This is a genomic window from Roseovarius pelagicus, from assembly GCF_025639885.1.
Classification (GTDB): Bacteria; Pseudomonadota; Alphaproteobacteria; order Rhodobacterales; family Rhodobacteraceae; genus Roseovarius; species Roseovarius pelagicus.
In genome coordinates, this window is the sequence record NZ_CP106738.1 from 752,067 (window position 1) to 768,843 (window position 16,777).

16 protein-coding genes and 1 pseudogene are annotated in these 16,777 nt (G+C 59.3%); 1 reads left to right on the forward strand and 16 read right to left on the reverse strand.

Going from position 1 to position 16,777, the window contains the following annotated elements; translation table 11 throughout:
* Positions 1 to 7: 7 nt before the first annotated feature.
* The gene (locus N7U68_RS04645; protein ID WP_165197543.1) at positions 8 to 850 is read right to left on the reverse strand and encodes a HalD/BesD family halogenase; all 843 of its coding nucleotides are present in this window, start codon (positions 848 to 850) and stop codon (positions 8 to 10) included.
* Between the two features lie 193 nt (positions 851 to 1,043).
* On the opposite strand from N7U68_RS04645, the gene N7U68_RS04650 reads away from it, so the two are divergent.
* Positions 1,044 to 1,607, forward strand: a complete 564-nt coding sequence (locus N7U68_RS04650) for an HD domain-containing protein (RefSeq protein ID WP_263048389.1) — start codon at positions 1,044 to 1,046, stop codon at positions 1,605 to 1,607.
* Between the two features lie 5 nt (positions 1,608 to 1,612).
* Here the strand turns inward: N7U68_RS04650 and N7U68_RS04655 are convergent, their stop codons facing one another.
* The 15 genes and pseudogenes from N7U68_RS04655 to nuoG form a co-directional block, all read right to left on the reverse strand.
* Entirely contained in the window at positions 1,613 to 3,280 is a 1,668-nt protein-coding gene (locus N7U68_RS04655) for a ribonuclease J (protein ID WP_263048390.1), read from the reverse strand.
* A 6-nt stretch (positions 3,281 to 3,286) separates the two neighbouring features.
* A complete protein-coding gene (locus tag N7U68_RS04660; protein ID WP_165191929.1) occupies positions 3,287 to 4,057 on the reverse strand; it encodes a type III pantothenate kinase in 771 nt (256 codons plus the stop codon).
* Complete coding sequence (locus N7U68_RS04665) at positions 4,041 to 4,826, reverse strand: biotin--[acetyl-CoA-carboxylase] ligase (RefSeq protein ID WP_263048391.1); 786 nt, start codon at positions 4,824 to 4,826, stop codon at positions 4,041 to 4,043. The genes N7U68_RS04660 and N7U68_RS04665 overlap by 17 nt, the downstream gene beginning before the upstream one ends.
* A 109-nt stretch (positions 4,827 to 4,935) precedes the next feature.
* On the reverse strand, positions 4,936 to 6,372 hold the full coding sequence (gene nuoN, locus N7U68_RS04670) for an NADH-quinone oxidoreductase subunit NuoN (protein WP_263048392.1): 1,437 nt from the start codon (positions 6,370 to 6,372) through the stop codon (positions 4,936 to 4,938).
* 11 nt (positions 6,373 to 6,383) lie between these two features.
* Entirely contained in the window at positions 6,384 to 7,937 is a 1,554-nt protein-coding gene (locus N7U68_RS04675) for an NADH-quinone oxidoreductase subunit M (RefSeq protein WP_165191927.1), read from the reverse strand.
* A complete protein-coding gene (gene nuoL / locus N7U68_RS04680; protein WP_263048393.1) occupies positions 7,937 to 10,084 on the reverse strand; it encodes an NADH-quinone oxidoreductase subunit L in 2,148 nt (715 codons plus the stop codon). The genes N7U68_RS04675 and nuoL overlap by 1 nt, the downstream gene beginning before the upstream one ends.
* A 4-nt stretch (positions 10,085 to 10,088) precedes the next feature.
* Positions 10,089 to 10,394 carry an NADH-quinone oxidoreductase subunit NuoK gene (nuoK, locus tag N7U68_RS04685; RefSeq protein ID WP_165191925.1) on the reverse strand — a complete coding sequence of 102 codons (306 nt, stop codon included), beginning with the start codon at positions 10,392 to 10,394 and terminating at the stop codon, positions 10,089 to 10,091.
* Positions 10,395 to 10,626: 232 nt separating this feature from the next.
* Positions 10,627 to 11,235: an NADH-quinone oxidoreductase subunit J gene (locus tag N7U68_RS04690; RefSeq protein WP_263048394.1), complete on the reverse strand. Its 609-nt coding sequence runs from the start codon at positions 11,233 to 11,235 to the stop codon at positions 10,627 to 10,629.
* Positions 11,232 to 11,642, reverse strand: coding sequence for a carboxymuconolactone decarboxylase family protein (locus N7U68_RS04695; protein ID WP_165191923.1), 411 nt, complete (start codon positions 11,640 to 11,642; stop codon positions 11,232 to 11,234). Before N7U68_RS04695 ends, N7U68_RS04690 begins: the two co-directional genes overlap by 4 nt.
* Positions 11,639 to 12,133, reverse strand: a complete 495-nt coding sequence (gene nuoI, locus N7U68_RS04700) for an NADH-quinone oxidoreductase subunit NuoI (protein WP_165191922.1) — start codon at positions 12,131 to 12,133, stop codon at positions 11,639 to 11,641. The genes N7U68_RS04695 and nuoI overlap by 4 nt, the downstream gene beginning before the upstream one ends.
* A gap of 5 nt (positions 12,134 to 12,138) precedes the next feature.
* Positions 12,139 to 12,909, reverse strand: a complete 771-nt coding sequence (locus tag N7U68_RS04705; protein ID WP_165191921.1) for a methyltransferase domain-containing protein — start codon at positions 12,907 to 12,909, stop codon at positions 12,139 to 12,141.
* Between the two features lie 4 nt (positions 12,910 to 12,913).
* Positions 12,914 to 13,952: pseudogene (gene nuoH, locus N7U68_RS04710) on the reverse strand (NADH-quinone oxidoreductase subunit NuoH).
* A gap of 7 nt (positions 13,953 to 13,959) precedes the next feature.
* Positions 13,960 to 14,343, reverse strand: a complete 384-nt coding sequence (locus N7U68_RS04715) for a YNQ4 family lipoprotein (RefSeq protein WP_241188151.1) — start codon at positions 14,341 to 14,343, stop codon at positions 13,960 to 13,962.
* A gap of 8 nt (positions 14,344 to 14,351) precedes the next feature.
* A complete protein-coding gene (locus tag N7U68_RS04720) occupies positions 14,352 to 14,765 on the reverse strand; it encodes a hypothetical protein (RefSeq protein ID WP_263048395.1) in 414 nt (137 codons plus the stop codon).
* 2 nt (positions 14,766 to 14,767) lie between these two features.
* Positions 14,768 to 16,777, reverse strand: a complete 2,010-nt coding sequence (gene nuoG / locus N7U68_RS04725) for an NADH-quinone oxidoreductase subunit NuoG (protein ID WP_263048396.1) — start codon at positions 16,775 to 16,777, stop codon at positions 14,768 to 14,770.

Consider the following 16,777-nt stretch of genomic DNA (forward strand, 5'->3'; position numbering starts at 1 on the left):
GCGCAGTTCAGTCTATATAGGCATCATTGCGCTGCCCGGCACGTTGATGGTGGATCGGCAACGTCCGCCCGTATAGCTGCATCGTGCGTTCCGGTGCGCCGACCATGCCGGGTTCCTGCACATAGGAAAAGATCGCCACATAGCGTCGTCGCGCCCCGCGTAACGGGGCAACCCGGTGCAATGAGTACCGTCCGCGAAACAGCTGCAAATCACCCGGCTCGAGTTCCAGCACCTTAACCCTGTCAGAGGTCCCCGCAAGCACGCGCGCGACTTCGGCAAAGTTCTCATCACCTTCGCGAATGCCGGGCGCATATTCGAATGCTCCGCCGCTTTCTGCGTTCTGGATCGCCAGCGTCACGGTGAAATTGTTGGTGTCGAAATGCCAGGGAAATCCGTTCCCTTCCTCCGCCATGTTCACGATCACATCCGCCAAAGGATCAGCGTAGCGGTAAAATGCCTCTTCTTGCAGACACTCGCGAATGAACTCATCGAATCCGGGGAAATCATAAACCGATCGGAGCGGCGCATCCGCAACGAAATTATCTGCCGGAATGAACGCATTAGATCGGTCGTAGAACTGTCGACGCGGATCGTCCTGCGGCAGGCTGGGGTCATCCTGCGTGAAATACGCATTGGTACGGTTAAAGGATCGATGCCCCTGCTCTGCCACGCTGTCAGCCTCTGCGGTCAACGCGGCAATCCCCGCAGGTGTCAGGAACTTCTTGATCACCGCGCAGCCATCCTGAGCAAGTGCACCACGCACCCGCGCCAGAACCGCATCGCGCGCGGGACCCGGTATATGAATGGGATAGTCTGCGAGGTTGATCAATTTTTCGGCGGCGTAGGTCATGCTGAACTCCATCGACTTCCCCCCATCAAACCTGACCCGCACCGGGCACGTCCCCTCGCTTTGCGACCGAACGAGTGTCGGATTTTGACCACAACAGAATTTCTTCGACTGGGTTTTGTTGCTCATTCCAGTTCAGCCGCCTAAACTATAGCGGCAGGGACACCTGCGCTTTCCATAAATAAGGGGAAAACCCATGACATCAGATCGTTTCGACGACGCGCTGAGCTATGCATCACGGCTGCACCGCAGCCAGCGACGCAAAGGCGCGAACATACCCTATATCTCTCACCTGCTGTCGGTCTGCGCCCTCGTGATCGAATATGGCGGCGACGAGGATCAGGCCATTGCAGGGCTGTTGCACGACGCTGTCGAGGATCAGGGGGGCATGGATGCCGCGCGCGATATCGAGGCCCGCTACGGGCCGCGCGTTGCCCGGATCGTGCTGGAATGCTCGGACAATGACGGGCACACCAAACCGAAATGGCGCGATCGCAAGGAAGCCTACCTCAGCGGCATCACCGATAAATCAGACGACGCCGTGCTGGTGACAGCCTGCGACAAACTGCACAACGCAACGACCATCCTGCACGATCTGCAATCCATCGGCCCGGACGTGTTCAACCGGTTCACGGGCCGACGCGATGGCACGCTGTGGTACTACCGCGCCCTCGCTGATACGTTGGCCGCGCGACAGCCCGGGCCGCTTGCAGCCCGCCTGTCAGCGATGGTCACACAGATCGAACGCGCTGCCTGCTAGGGTGTTCAACTCATCCGGCTGATAATCACGGTCACTTCGGGCTTCTTGCCAATCTCTGCATTGGCAGACTGACGCGTGACACGGCGCAGTTCTTCTTCCAGCTTGTCGTCGTTCGCGCGCACCTTGTTACCCGCCCGGCCAAGGTATTGGCTTAGATCCTCTTCCAGCACGTCCACCAAGGGCGCATTGCTGATGCCGATCTCTGCCAGTCCTTTAACCTCGCACCACGGCTCTCCCAGTGGCTCGTCGTCCTCGTCCAAAATCACATTCACGCTGACATGTCCGTTCAGCGCCATGCGGATACGGTCGCGCACGATCCCGTCCATTGCGCCGACCTGCACCGATCCGTCCAGATAGGTGCGCCCGGTTTCTACGTATTCCAGCACAGTGGGCGTGTTTGCACTGAGGTCGATCATCGTACCGTTGACCGCCAGAACAGCCTTCATCGGCTTAGGCTTGCAGATTTTTACATGCTCGCGCAGGTGACGGTGCTCGCCATGCATTGGCACCACGATCTGCGGGCGAATGATCTCATGCATCGCCTCCAGATCAGGGCGATTGGCATGGCCAGACACATGGTAAAGCCCGCTGTCGTCATCCACCACATCGACACCCATTTCAGAGAACTGGTTGATGATACGGATAACGCCGCGCTCATTGCCCGGGATCGTCTTGCTGGAAAAGAGGAACGTATCGCCCTCTTTCAGCGTGATTCCCTGATATTTACCATTGGCCAACTGGGCGCTGGCCGCACGGCGTTCGCCCTGACTGCCGGTCACGATCAGCATCAGATTTTCACGCGGTACATTCTTGGCGTCTTCAGGGCTGACTGTCTGGGGGAAGCCTTTGAGAACGCCGGTTTCCTCTGCCGCGTCAACCATGCGCCGCATCGCCCGCCCCATCAGGCAGACAGAGCGCCCGGCCCGCACCCCCGCCTCGGCCAGCGTTTTGACCCGTGCCACGTTACTGGCGAACGTCGTCGCCGCCACCATCCCCTTGGCGCTGGCGACCAGTTTTTCGATCTCTGGTCCGACCGTGGATTCCGACCGCCCTTCGTGACGGCTGAACACGTTGGTCGAATCGCACATCAGCGCCAACACGCCATCCTTTGCGATCTCTTCCCACATGGCGTGATCAAATGGCTCGCCCACGCCCGGCGCGGTGTCGATCTTGAAATCGCCCGTGTGCACCAATCGTCCCTTTGGCGTGTCGATCACCAGACCCGAGCTTTCGGGGATGGAGTGTGAAATCGGTGCAAACCCTACGGTGAACGGTCCCGCAGTCACAGTTTCCGGCCAAGGTGACACTGTGCGCACCGCCTTTTCAGGATGGCCATGTTCGGCCATCTTGCGGCGCGCGATGTTGGCAGTAAAGGCACGCGCATAAACCGGCGCGCCCAGCCGATCATAGTGATGCGCCACCGCACCGACATGATCCTCATGCGCATGGGTTACGAATATCGCCTCCAGATCGCCCTTCCGCTTTTCCAGCCAGCTAATGTCAGGCAGGATCAGATCCACACCGGGGCTGCCATCCATGTCTGGAAATGTTACTCCCAGATCCACTAGGATCAGCTTCTCCTTGCCCGGCTTCCCGTAGCCATAGACATAGGCATTCATGCCAATCTCGCCCGCCCCGCCCAGGGGCAGGTAAATCACTCGCTCATTGCTCATCCGGCCTCAGCCCTTCTTATTATATGCGTGGATCACGGTCAGCCCGTGCATCGTCAAATCTTCTTCGAGCACATCAAACAGCTCTTCTGTCTCATTGAACAGCGACGCAAGACCGCCGGTTCCAATCACCTTCATCGGGCGCGCGCGCTCTGCTCTGATCCGCGCGCAGCATTCCTTGACCAGTCCGACATACCCCCAGAACACACCCGACTGCATACAGGCCACTGTGTTGGTGCCGATCACCTGCTGCGGCTTGGAAATATCCACATGCGGCAGGGCAGCGGCTGCCATGTGCAGCGCCTCCAGACTCAGGTTCACACCCGGCGCAATCAGACCACCGATATATGCTCCGTCCGCGGCGACCACATCAAAGGTGGTCGCAGTGCCGAAATCCACCACAATCAGATCACCGCCGTGCCGGTCATGCGCGCCCGCCGTATTCACCAGCCGGTCCGGTCCGACGATTGTGCCACCGTCAACACGCGGCTCGATTGGCAGCGCACAATCCGGTTTCCCCACCACCATCGGGCGGCAGCCAAAGAACCTGTCGGCAAAGACCCGCAGGTTGAAAACCACACGCGGCACTGTGGACGAGATAATGACTTCGTCGATCTCTACATCCAGCCCGTAATGTTTCACCAGCGTCGAATACCACGTAAAATAGGCATCCGCCGTCCGCGCGTGATGCGTCGATGTGCGCAGGGTACACAGGAATTCGCTTCCGTCCCAAATCGCAAAGACGGTGTTGGTGTTCCCGCAGTCAATCGCCAGCAGCATGACCTGCCTCCACCTCGTCAAAGAAAACATCCGCAGCGGCAATCGCCTGCCGCCCGGTGCCGGTAGATAGAACAAGATTACCGTCTTCGTCCACCGTCTCGAACCGGCCCGTGATTTCTGCTTTGCCCGTGCGGGCCGTGATCACCTCTCCCAAACGCGCCGCCCGCGCCAACCATGCCGTGCGGATCGGGGCAAAGCCATGTCGTGCGAACTGATCCTCGCGCATGGCATAGGCGGCGGCCAGATAGGTCAGGAAATCCTCTGGCGCGATCTGCGTCCCGGTCTCACCGCGCAGCGACACGGGCGGGACGGCACCCTTGGCCACGACCTGTGGAACCTCAGACAGGTTCACGCCAAACCCGATCGCCAGATGGCTTAGTTTGCCGCCGATTCCCGCGCTTTCCAGCAGAATGCCCGCCAATTTGCCTCCGTGCAGCAAAACATCGTTCGGCCATTTCAACGCAAAACTCTCTGCGCGTCCTGTAACCATCACCAGCGCATCGTCCAGCGCCAGTGCCGCCACGAACGACCGCAGCGCCGCCTGCCCCGGAACCTCTGCCGGACGCAACACCAACGTCGCCGCCAGATTGCCGGTGGGATCGACCCATGGCCGCCCCCGCCGGCCGCGCCCTGCGGTCTGGCGATGTGCCATGATCCACGTCGGCCCGGTCAGCGTGGCCGCCACGCGCACAGCTTCGGCGTTGGTGCTGTCCACCTCTGGCAGAATGCACTTCGCGTATCCGTCTGGCCACCCTACGTTTTTCATCATTCCCCAAATACCTCCGCCGGAGGCACCCGCCCCAACGGGGCGGCAAAAACAAAAGCGACGCGCCGTGGCGCGTCACCTTTTTCAAACGATCTGTTCTGATGCATACGGATCAGTTGACCAGCGTCGCCGCCGCCGCCTGCGCCATCCCTTCGATGCCAAAGAGGTTCACAACCCCCAGCACCATGATCGCCGCCGAGGCCATCAGGAATCCCCACAGCACAGGTGAACGCGGGGCGTCCAGTGCCTCGCCTTCCTCGCCGAAATACATGTAATAGACGATACGCAGGTAATAAAACGCACCGATCACCGAGGCGACCACACCCGCAACAGCCAGCCACGCCAGCCCGCCGTCATAGGCTGCGCGCAGCACGTAAAACTTGCCAAAGAAGCCGACCAGCGGTGGCACGCCCGCTAGGCTAAACATCAGGATCAGCACTGCCAGCGCCCGACCCGGATGGCGCTTCGAATACATGTTCAGGCTGGCAATATCCGTGACCGGCTGCCCGTCCTTGGCCATCGACAGGATGAACGCGAATGTGCCGATATTCATGGTGACGTAGATCGCCATATAGATCAGCATCGCCTGCACACCAAACGCCGTCCCCGCCGCAAGCCCCATCAGGGCAAAGCCCATATGCGCGATCGAGGAATAGGCCATCAGCCGCTTGATATCGCGTTGCCCGATGGCCGCAACGGCCCCGAGGAACATCGACAACACGCTCAGCAATGCAACGATCTGCTGCCAGTCAGCGACCACACCGCCGAATGCGTCATGTACGACGCGGGCAAACAATCCCATCGCCGCCACTTTGGGCGCGGTGGCAAAAAAAGCGGTGATCGGCGTTGGCGCGCCTTCATACACATCCGGCGTCCACATGTGGAATGGTACAGCCGACACCTTGAATGCCATGCCGGAAATTACGAACACCAACCCCAACAGCAGCCCCAGGGGCGCGTGCCCATCCGCCGCTGCGATGATGCCTGAGAACAGCGTCGTGCCCGCATAACCGTAAACCAGCGAGGCACCATAAAGCAGCAGACCAGAGCTGAGCGAGCCCAGTACGAAATATTTCAGGCCCGCTTCGGTCGATTTGATACTATCACGACGCAGCGACGCCACGACATACAGCGACAGAGATTGCAGTTCCAATCCCATGTACAACGCCATCAGATCGCCGGCGCTGACCATCATCATCATGCCCACGGCGCACAGCGCCACAAGGATCGGATACTCGAACCGCAGCATGTCACGACGCGCCATATAGTCTTGGCCCATGACCATGACCGCCGCCGCACTCAACAGGACCACCACTTTGGCAAACCGGGCGAACCCGTCATCGACGAACATGCCGCCAAAGGCCGTGCGCGTGCCACTCCCGGTGCTTCCGATCCAGAAGGCCATCGCAACAAAGAGCGCGGCAGTGAGCCAGATCAGCATACCCGCCATCTTGTCCTTGCCGCTGTAGACTGCGCCGATAAGGGCCAGCATCGCGAAAACCGCGATCACCAGTTCCGGCAGGATTACGTTCAGATCAGCCTGAATCATCTCTCGGCCCCTTAATGCGATGTATCGGCGGTTTGGCTGGCGGCACCTGTATGTGCCTCCGCAACCGCAGTGTCATAGTTGGAAATCAGCGCCTCGACCGAGGGGCTGATGATATCAGTCACCAGACTGGGATAAACACCCAGCAGCAGCGTCATTGCCACCAGTGGCGCAAAGATCGCCCGCTCGCGCCCGCCCATGTCGGTGATAGTGCGCAGGCTCTCTTTGATCAGGTCACCCATCACCACCCGGCGGTATAGCCATAGCGCGTATGCCGCCGACAGGATCACACCCGATGTAGCGACCGCAGCGACCCATGTATTGACCTTAAAGATGCCCACCAGCGTCAGAAACTCGCCGATAAAACCGGACGTGCCCGGCAGTCCGACATTGGCCATGGTAAAGAACATGAAGATCAGCGCATAGGCCGGCATCCGGTTGACCAGACCGCCATAGGCGTCAATCTCTCGGGTGTGCATCCGGTCATAAATGACCCCGACGCAGAGGAAGAGCGCCCCCGAGATAAACCCGTGGCTGAGCATCTGGAAAATAGCGCCATCAATGCCCTGCTGGTTCGCTGCAAAAATGCCCATCGTCACATAGCCCATATGCGCCACGGATGAATAAGCAATCAGCTTTTTCATGTCTTCTTGGGCCAGCGCCACCAGCGACGTGTAGACGATGGCGATCGCCGACATCCACAACACCAGCGGTGTCAGAACATCCGCACCCACCGGGAACATCGGCAGGCTGAACCGCAAGAAGCCATAGCCACCCATCTTTAGCAGGATCGCTGCCAGAACAACCGACCCCGCAGTAGGTGCTTGTACGTGCGCATCCGGTAGCCATGTGTGGACAGGCCACATCGGCATCTTGACCGCAAAACTGGCAAAGAACGCGAGGAACATCAGCGTCTGCATGCCGCCGACGACATAGATACCCAATACGCTAAAGCTCTCGGACGCGAACTCGTGATTCATCAGCGCCGGAATGTCAGTGGTGCCCGCATCCGCGAACATCGCGACCATCGCGACCAGCATCAGAACCGACCCAAGGAAGGTGTAGAGGAAGAACTTGAACGAGGCATAGATCCGTTCCTTGCCGCCCCAGATACCGATGATCAGGAACATCGGGATCAGCCCCGCCTCGAAGAAGAGGTAGAACAGCACCAGATCGAGCGCCATGAACACGCCCAGCATCAGCGTTTCCAGCAACAGGAACGCGATCATGTATTCCTTGACCCGCACCTTGACATTCCACGACGCGGCGATTGTCAGCGGCATCATGAACGTGGTCAGCATCACGAACAGGACGCTGATCCCGTCAACGCCCATCTTGTATTTCAGACCCAAGAGCCATTGATGCTCTTCGACGAATTGGAATCCGGTGTTGCTGCTATCGAAATCGAACAGGATGAACAGCGACACAAGGAATGTGACCACGGTCGCGACCAGTGCAACCCATTTGGCGTTGCGCTGCGCCGCTTCATCCTCGCCCCGCAGGAATACCGCAAGAATAGCCGCCGCAATCAGCGGCAGAAACGTTGTGATCGACAGGACGTTATCCATCAGTGTGCCCCCCCGCTCATCGTGACCCATGTAACGAGGACCGCAATCCCGATCACCATGGCGAACGCATAGGTAAAGATATAGCCAGACTGCGCCCGGCCCGCGAGCCGGGTAAAGAACGGCACGATCCCGAGGGCCACACCATTGAGCGCCCCATCAATCACACTGCCATCCCCGCGTTTCCACAAGAAGTGACCGAGCCGTTTGGCCGGGCGGACAAAGATCGCGTCGTAGATTTCATCAAAGTACCATTTGTTCAGCAAAAACAGATATAGCGGCCGTTGGCTCTCGGCCGCTTTGCGCGGCATGCTGGGATCCCAGATATAGAACCACAGTGCCGTGATCAGACCGATCAGCATCGCGATGAACGGGCTGACCTTGACCCATTTGGGCGCGTGGTGCGCGTCGTCCATCACATGATTATCCGGTGCCATGTAGATGGCCCCCTTGGGCGCTTCGCCGGAATGGGTCGCGGTGGCATGTTCGTCACCCGCAGCGACGGCGTCGTCGCCGTGACCCGCATCAACCATGTCCGCGGTGGCCAGCTCCTCGCCGTGAGCGGCCTCTTCACCATGCCCAGCCTCTTCGCCGTGGCCTTCGCTGGCCTCGGCATGATGTTCGGGAATGCCAAAGAACTTGTTCACCTGCGCATGATCGCCAAAGAAGCTGCCATACCAGACCATCCCCGCAAAGACCGATCCCAGCGCCAGCACACCCAGAGGCACCAGCATGACCATCGGGCTTTCATGCGCGTGCTCATGTGTATGCTTGTCGCCACGCGGCTCGCCCCAGAACGTCAGGAACATCAACCGCCAGCTGTAGAAGCTGGTAAAGAGCGCGGCGATGACCAGCATCCAGAAGGCATAGCCGCCATTGGTGCCTGCCCATGCGCTCTCGATCACTGCGTCCTTGCTCAGGAAGCCGGCGAACCCGATATGTGTCAGCGGGATACCGACGCCGGTAATGGCCAGTGTACCGATCAGCATCGCCCAGAATGTATAGGGCAGCTTTTTGCGCAACCCGCCATAGTTCCGCATATCCTGCTCGTGATGCATCCCGTGGATGACCGACCCGGCACCGAGAAACAGCATCGCCTTGAAAAATGCGTGGGTAAAGAGGTGGAACATCGCCACCGAATACATGCCGACACCCGCCGCCACGAACATATAGCCCAGCTGGCTCATGGTCGAATAGGCGATGACACGTTTGATGTCGTTCTGCACCAAACCAATGGTGGCCGCGACAAACGCGGTGGTGGCCCCCAGGAACGTGACGAACATCATCGCCTCGGGCGCGTATTCCATCAGCGGTGACATTCGGCAGACCAGGAACACACCCGCCGTCACCATGGTCGCCGCGTGGATCAGCGCCGATACCGGTGTCGGGCCTTCCATCGCGTCCGGCAGCCAAGTGTGCAGGAACAGTTGCGCCGATTTGCCCATCGCGCCGACAAACAGCAGGAAAGCGATCAGGTTGGCCGCATTCCATTCAGACCACAAGAAGGTAATGTTAGTCTGCGCCAGCTCTGGTGCGGCGGCAAACACGTCGTCAAACTTGATGCTGTCCGTCAGATAGAACAGCGCAAAGATACCCAGCGCAAACCCAAAATCACCGATCCGGTTGACCACGAACGCCTTGATCGCGGCGGCATTTGCACTCGGTTTGCGGAAATAGAACCCGATCAACAGGTAAGAGGCAAGGCCCACGCCCTCCCAGCCAAAGAACATCTGCGCGAGGTTGTCGGCTGTGACCAGCATCAGCATCGCAAAGGTAAAGAGGCTCAGATAAGCAAAGAAACGCGGACGATAGCTCTCGTTTTCGCTAAACTGGCTGTCATGCGCCATGTACCCCATCGAATAGAGGTGAACCAGCGCAGAAACGGTCGTCACCACGATCAGCATGATCGCTGTCAGACGGTCCAGCCGGATACCCCACGCCGTGTCCAGCAAACCCGATTGCACCCAGTCAAGGATATGAATGTGCTGTGTCGTCCCGTCATGCCCGAGGAACACGATCCAGCTAAGTGCGCAGGCCAGAAACAGCAGGCCGGTCGTGATCCATTGTGCGGCCACATCGCCAATCACGCGCCAGCCGAACCCTGCAATGATGGCCCCGATCAGGGGGGCGAAAAGGATGATCTTTTCCATGATATCAGCCCTTCATCACGTTGACATCTTCGACCGCGATTGTGCCACGGTTGCGGAAGAAACACACAAGGATCGCGAGGCCGATGGCGGCCTCGGCGGCGGCGACAGTCAGGATAAAGAGGGTAAAGACTTGCCCGACCAGATCGCCCGCGTAGCTGGAGAACGCAACCATATTGATGTTGATTGCCAAGAGCATCAACTCGATCGACATCAGCAGAATGATCACATTCTTGCGGTTCAGGAAAAGCCCGAAAATGCCGGTGACAAAGAGTGCCGCCGCCACCGCCAGGTAATGTTCAATTCCGATCATGTCTGTCCCTCAGTCTTCTTTTTGCATCGCGCAATGCGCGTGTTGTCCGGTGCGTGTAGCCCCTAGAACATCGAATAGCCGCCAAGGACGATAACCAGCACGACCACCAATACAACGATTGTGTTTCTCGACATTGTCTTCGCCCCTTCATATCCCCAAAGGCGCGCTATTCGCGCCACTTGCCTGTCTTGTCGTCGCCCCGGATCACGTCCGACGCTCATCGTTCACCCGCTCAGAGCCCCTGCCCCGGCTTTACATCGCGCAGTTCCATCGCCTTGGCCGGATCACGCCACATCTGGTGCAGCACGTTCTGACGCTTGATGTCTGTCCGGTGCCGCAACGTCAGCACGATTGCCCCGATCATCGCGACCAGCAGGATCAGCCCCGCCAGTTGGAACAGCAGAAAATACTTATCATAAAGCAGCAGACCCAGCGCCGCGGTGTTGTGCGTCTCTGCCGGTGTCACGGCCTGACGTGCGGCCTCGGCGCCCTCGGCCACTTCCCACGCTCCCAGCGCGATACCGAATTGCATCAGCAGGATCACCCCGATCAGCAGTGCCAATGGCAGGTATTTTGCCATTTCCGCCTTCAACTCGGCAAAATCCACATCCAGCATCATCACCACGAACAGGAACAGAACCGCCACCGCGCCCACATAAACAATCACCAGCAGCATCGCGACAAATTCCGCGCCCAGCAGGACAAAGAGCCCCGCCGCACTGATGAATGACAGGATCAGCCAGAGCACCGAATGCACCGGGTTGCGGCTGATGACGGTAAAAAGTCCGCCAATCACGACCGAGATCGCAAAGAGATAAAAGGCCAGTGCCATGACGGTCATGTGTCTTTTCCTTCTTCATCCTGTGCGTCGAGCACTTGCTCGGCCAGTTCCATCGCCCGTGTCATCGCGGGCAATCCGGCGAACATCGACATTTGTCCCAGCGTTTCGACGATATGTTGCTTCGTCGCGCCCGCCTCCAGCGCATGCCGCACCGATTGGCGAAAGGCAACGTCGTTCTGCGCGCCCTGCATGGTCAATCCGGCCAGCGTCAACAGCATCCGCGTCCGTGCGTCCAGCCCGCCCTCGTTCAACGTGTTGCCAAACATCATTTCCATCATGTCGCGTGGCATGGTGCCCATCATCTTCTCGAATCCCTTGGGTGTGAACGCCTCCATCGCCGGAAACGACTTTGCCATTTCCTGCGCTTGGGCCATCATCGCGGCAAAGGGATTGTTGGGATCGGTCATCGGTACGGTGCGTCCAGTTCCAGATTGCGGGCAATCTCTGCTTCCCAGCGGTCGCCGTTGGCCAGCAGCTTGTCCTTGTCATAAAACAGTTCTTCTCGGGTCTCGGTGGCGAACTCGAAATTCGGCCCTTCGACAATCGCATCCACCGGGCAGGCCTCTTGGCAGAAACCGCAATAGATGCATTTGGTCATGTCGATGTCATAGCGCGTTGTGCGGCGGCTGCCGTCATCGCGCGGTTCGGCGTCGATGGTGATCGCCTGCGCCGGGCAGATCGCCTCGCACAGCTTGCAGGCGATGCAGCGTTCTTCACCGTTGGGATAGCGCCGCAACGCGTGTTCACCGCGAAAACGGGGCGAAAGCGGCCCTTTTTCATGCGGATAGTTCAGCGTCGCCTTGGGCGCAAAGAAGTATTTCAGCCCCAGCTTGAACCCTTTGAAAAAATCGCTGAGCAGGAAATACCCGGCCGCGCGTCCGTAATCTATGTTGGCCATGCGTCTTAGCTCCTTGCGTCCGTCTCAAGGTGGGTCTTACCGGCATTTGCATGCCCGTTCCAGCGGGTCTCGTAATCGCTTTGCAGCGCGAAATCCGGCAGATGCGACTCCTTGGTTTTTTCAATTTCGTAATACAGATACGTGCGCCCCGGCCCGATCTTGTTCTTCAGCTTCAGTCGCACGCCGGTCAGCGCCGGATCCTGAAATTCGACCTGCCCGAATCCGTCCTCGGGCGCTTCAGGTACGGCACGGCAATCAATCACGTTGCAGTTGCACGCCCGCTTCCAAAAGGTCCAGACCAATTCCGGGTTGAACTGGTACATGCCGTGCCCATACCAGCCATTCAGCCCATTGGCGCTGATCAGACGGCCGCCCGGCTTGAGCATCCGAAACAACCCCTCCAGCGCCATCGGCACGTTGAACACATGCTCGACCGTGCCACCGTCAAAAATCAGATCGAACTTCTTTTCCAGCTTCTTGGCAGGCTTCTTGTTCAGGTCATGCAGAACATCGGCCCCCTCGTAATCCGAGAAATCCATGGTCTCCATCCGGCCAAAGCCGAGCTTCTCCATCAGCGTCTCGGAAAACCCGTCCTCTTGCAGGAAGTCGAACCGCTTGCCCTCGATGCCGTGGCGCTTCAGCGTTTCCTCATAGAGGTGCCGACGTTTGGTCTGGATGCCAAAACTCTGTCGGCCAAGCATCAACGTCCGGCCTTTCGGCTGGAAACGTGTGCTCAGCTCAACGAGCCGGTCAAACAGAACATAGTCGACCCCCAAAGGATCAGCCCCCCATTGTATAGCGCGCCCAGAACGCGCCCATCACTTCGAATTTCGCCAGAAACGCGATGATCACCACCCAAGCCAGCGACAGCGGCAGGAACACTTTCCAGCCGATGCGCATCAGTTGGTCGTAGCGATAGCGCGGCGTGATCGCCTTCACCATTGCGAAAATGAAGAAGAAGAATGCCATCTTGCCAATCATCCACAGCGCCCCGTCGGGCAGGCCGGGAATGGGCGACAGCCAGCCACCAAAGAACAGCAGAGACGTCAGCGCGCACATCAGGAAGATCGCGATGTACTCCCCCGCCATGAATAGCAGGAAGGGCGTCGCGGAATATTCGACCTGATAGCCCGCAACCAGTTCTGATTCCGCCTCGGGCAGGTCAAAGGGCGGGCGGTTGGTCTCGGCCAGTGCCGAGATAAAGAATAGGAACAACATCGGCAGATGCGGCAACCAGTACCATCCGAAGAAGCCATAGGCCGTGTCCTGCGCCGCAACAATCGCGCCGAAATTCAGCGACCCGGTCGAGATGATGATACCCACGATAATCAGACCGATGCTGACCTCATAGGAAATCATCTGCGCGGCAGAACGCAAGCTGCCCAAAAACGGGTATTTCGAGTTTGACGCCCAGCCGCCCATGATCACGCCGTAAACTTCCAGACTGGAGACGGCGAAGACATAGAGGATCGCAACGTTCAGATCACTGATCACCCAGCCATCAGCAAACGGAATCACCGCCCACGCGATCACCGCCAGCACGAAACTCGTGAGCGGGGCCAGCATGAAGACAGCCTTGTCGGCCCCTGCGGGCACCACCACCTCTTTGACCACGTATTTCAGCGCGTCAGCCACGGATTGCAGCAGGCCAAAGGTGCCAACCACATTCGGCCCGCGCCGCATCTGGACTGCAGGCCCAGATCTTGCGGTCGCCATAGACCAGAAACAGCAGCGAGATCATAACGAACCCCAGAACCGCCAGACATTGCGCCGCGATGATCACCAGCGTTCCAAGGGGTGTTGCAAAGAATTCAGCCATCAGGTCCTCATACCATCGGTATTCCGTTTTCCGCGCAGTCGGCGGCGACGACTTCGGCGTCGAGTGTCTTTAGCCCACGCGGCAGCGCCGGTGAGATCGTATAAACCGCATCACCGCGCCAGATGCCACCCTCTTCGACGATATTCGTGCGCAGATGTCGCGCAAAACCATATCCACGAATGAGCGTATACTGCGCTGCAGCACAGGCCGCATAGCGATCCACATCATCGGTGTTGCGCGCGCCGGTCATGGAGACGTGGAAATTCACCAGATCGCCGTCCAGCAACTGCGTCTCGATACCCTGATAATCGGGCGCAAAACGGCTCACCTCCGGATCGGACGCCTGGCAGGCAGCCAGTCCGGACAACAGGGTGAGGGCTATGACGCTCATATCAGTTCTCATATACCTTCGCATTTTGCTGTTGGTGCGTTCAGGCCGGTCACGACCCAGCCTTCGCCCTGCCTTTGTCCGATCAGCGTGTAAAGACACGTGGCGGGATAGCGCGCCTGCGCTTCGGTGGTATTCGGACGCATCCACGCGGCGACCTCTTCGGCATTGGCCGTGCCATTGTTGGCCGTGGTCGCCTTGGGCAGCCATTGAAAGGCGCGCGTGCCGTTCTCAGCCTCGACGACCTGAACCGGGCGACCATGATCAATCATCGCCTCGGTGACGCTGCGGCCGACATACCCGCGCATTCCAGCGTTGCCGGACGCGGCACCGTTGCCGCCAACGCCCGGCGTCACACACCCGGCGAGTGCAATCAGCGCCGCCAGTGCCAGACCCGATTTCGGGATATGCTGTACCCCGGGCATGGTCACTCTGCCGCCACCGGCTGCTCTTGGCGCGCTTTGGCACCGGCGCTTAGTTCAGCCATCAGCGTGCTGGCGCGGGCAATCGGATTGGTCAGATAGAAATCCGTGATCGCCAGACGGAAATCGGCACTGCCCGGTTTGCTGACCTTTAACGGCTGCCATTCATTCTCCGGCACCGCGTCGATTTCCGCCAGATGCGGAGCAACCGCGACCAACGCATGACGCAGTTGCGGCAGGCTGTCGAATGGCAGTGTCGCACCCAGCTCACCGCTGAGTGCGCGCAGGATCGCCCAATTTTCCTTGGCTTCACCGGGGGCAAAGCTGGCGCGCAACGCCAATTGCGGGCGGCCTTCGGTGTTCACGAACAGGCCTTGCTCCTCGGTATAGGCTGCGCCCGGCAGGATCACGTCGGCGCGGTGCGCCCCCCGGTCTCCGTGGCTGCCCTGATAGATCACGAACGCGCCATCCTTGATGTCGACCTCATCGGCGCCAAGGTTGTAAATCACCTCAGCCCCGTCCAGCGCGGCATCCATGCCACCTGTCGTGGTGCAGCCAGCGTCCATTGCGCCAACGCGACCCGCCGCTGTGTGCAACACCAGCAGCTTGGCGCCAGCCCCTTGGGTATAGGCCATGACCTGGCTCAGAACGGCGGCACCATCGGCCTCCTGCAACGCGCCCTGCCCCACGATCACGATCGTGTCCGGCTTTTCCTCGACCTTGCCGACCAGTTTGGTCAATGCGTCGCGGTCGGTGCCGAAATGATGATAGTCAAAGGTCAGATCGATCTTCGGACCGATTACACCTACACGCGCGCCAGCCAGCCATGCCTTGCGAATGCGCGCGTTCAGCACTGGTGCCTCGACCCGAGGATCCGCGCCGACGATCAGGATCGTCTTGGCTGTGTCGATCTCTTCGATGGTTGCCGTTCCGACATAGCCGGACCGATTGCCCTCGGGCAGCTTCGCACCGTCAGTACGGCACTCAACATTGCCGCCCATGCCCTCGATCAGGGTTTTCAGCGCGAACGCCGCCTCGACCGGGGCAAGATCGCCAACCAGGCCAGCAACCTTTTTACCCTTCATCGCTGTCGCCGCAGCATTCAGCGCCTCGGGCCAGCTGGCAGGTCGCAGCTTGCCATTTTCGCGCACATAGGGGCGGTCCAGCCGCTGACGACGCAACCCGTCCCAGACGAAACGCGTCTTGTCCGAAATCCATTCCTCGTTCACGCCGTCATTGTTGCGCGGCAGGAACCGCATGACTTCGCGGCCCTTGGTGTCAACGCGGATGTTGCTGCCCAACGCATCCATTACGTCAATGCTCTCGGTCTTGGTCAGCTCCCATGGCCGCGCAGTAAATGCATAAGGCTTTGATACCAATGCCCCAACCGGGCACAGGTCGATGATGTTGCCCTGCATGTTGCTGTCCAGAGTGCCGCCCAGATAGGTGGTGATCTCGGCATCCTCGCCGCGCCCTGTCTGACCCATCATCTGGATACCTGCCACTTCGGTGGTAAACCGCACGCAGCGGGTACACGAAATGCAACGCGTCATATGTGTCTCGACCAACGGTCCCAGATCAAGGTCCGTACTGGCGCGTTTTGCCTCGCGAAAGCGGCTGAAATCAACGCCGTAGGCCATCGCCTGATCCTGTAGATCGCATTCGCCACCCTGATCGCAGATCGGGCAATCCAGCGGGTGGTTGATCAGCAGGAACTCCATCACACCCTCGCGGGCCTTCTTGACCATCGGGCTGTTGGTTTTCACGACCGGCGGCTGGCCTTCCGGTCCGGGGCGCAGATCGCGCACCTGCATCGCACAGGACGCCGCAGGCTTTGGCGGGCCGCCGACGACCTCCACAAGACACATCCGACAGTTGCCCGCGATCGAGAGTCGCTCGTGATAGCAAAAGCGCGGAATTTCCACGCCCGCCTCTTCACAGGCCTGAATCAGGGTCATGGCCCCATCCACCTCTACCTCGGTCTCGTCGATGATGATCTTGCGAAGGTCAGTCAT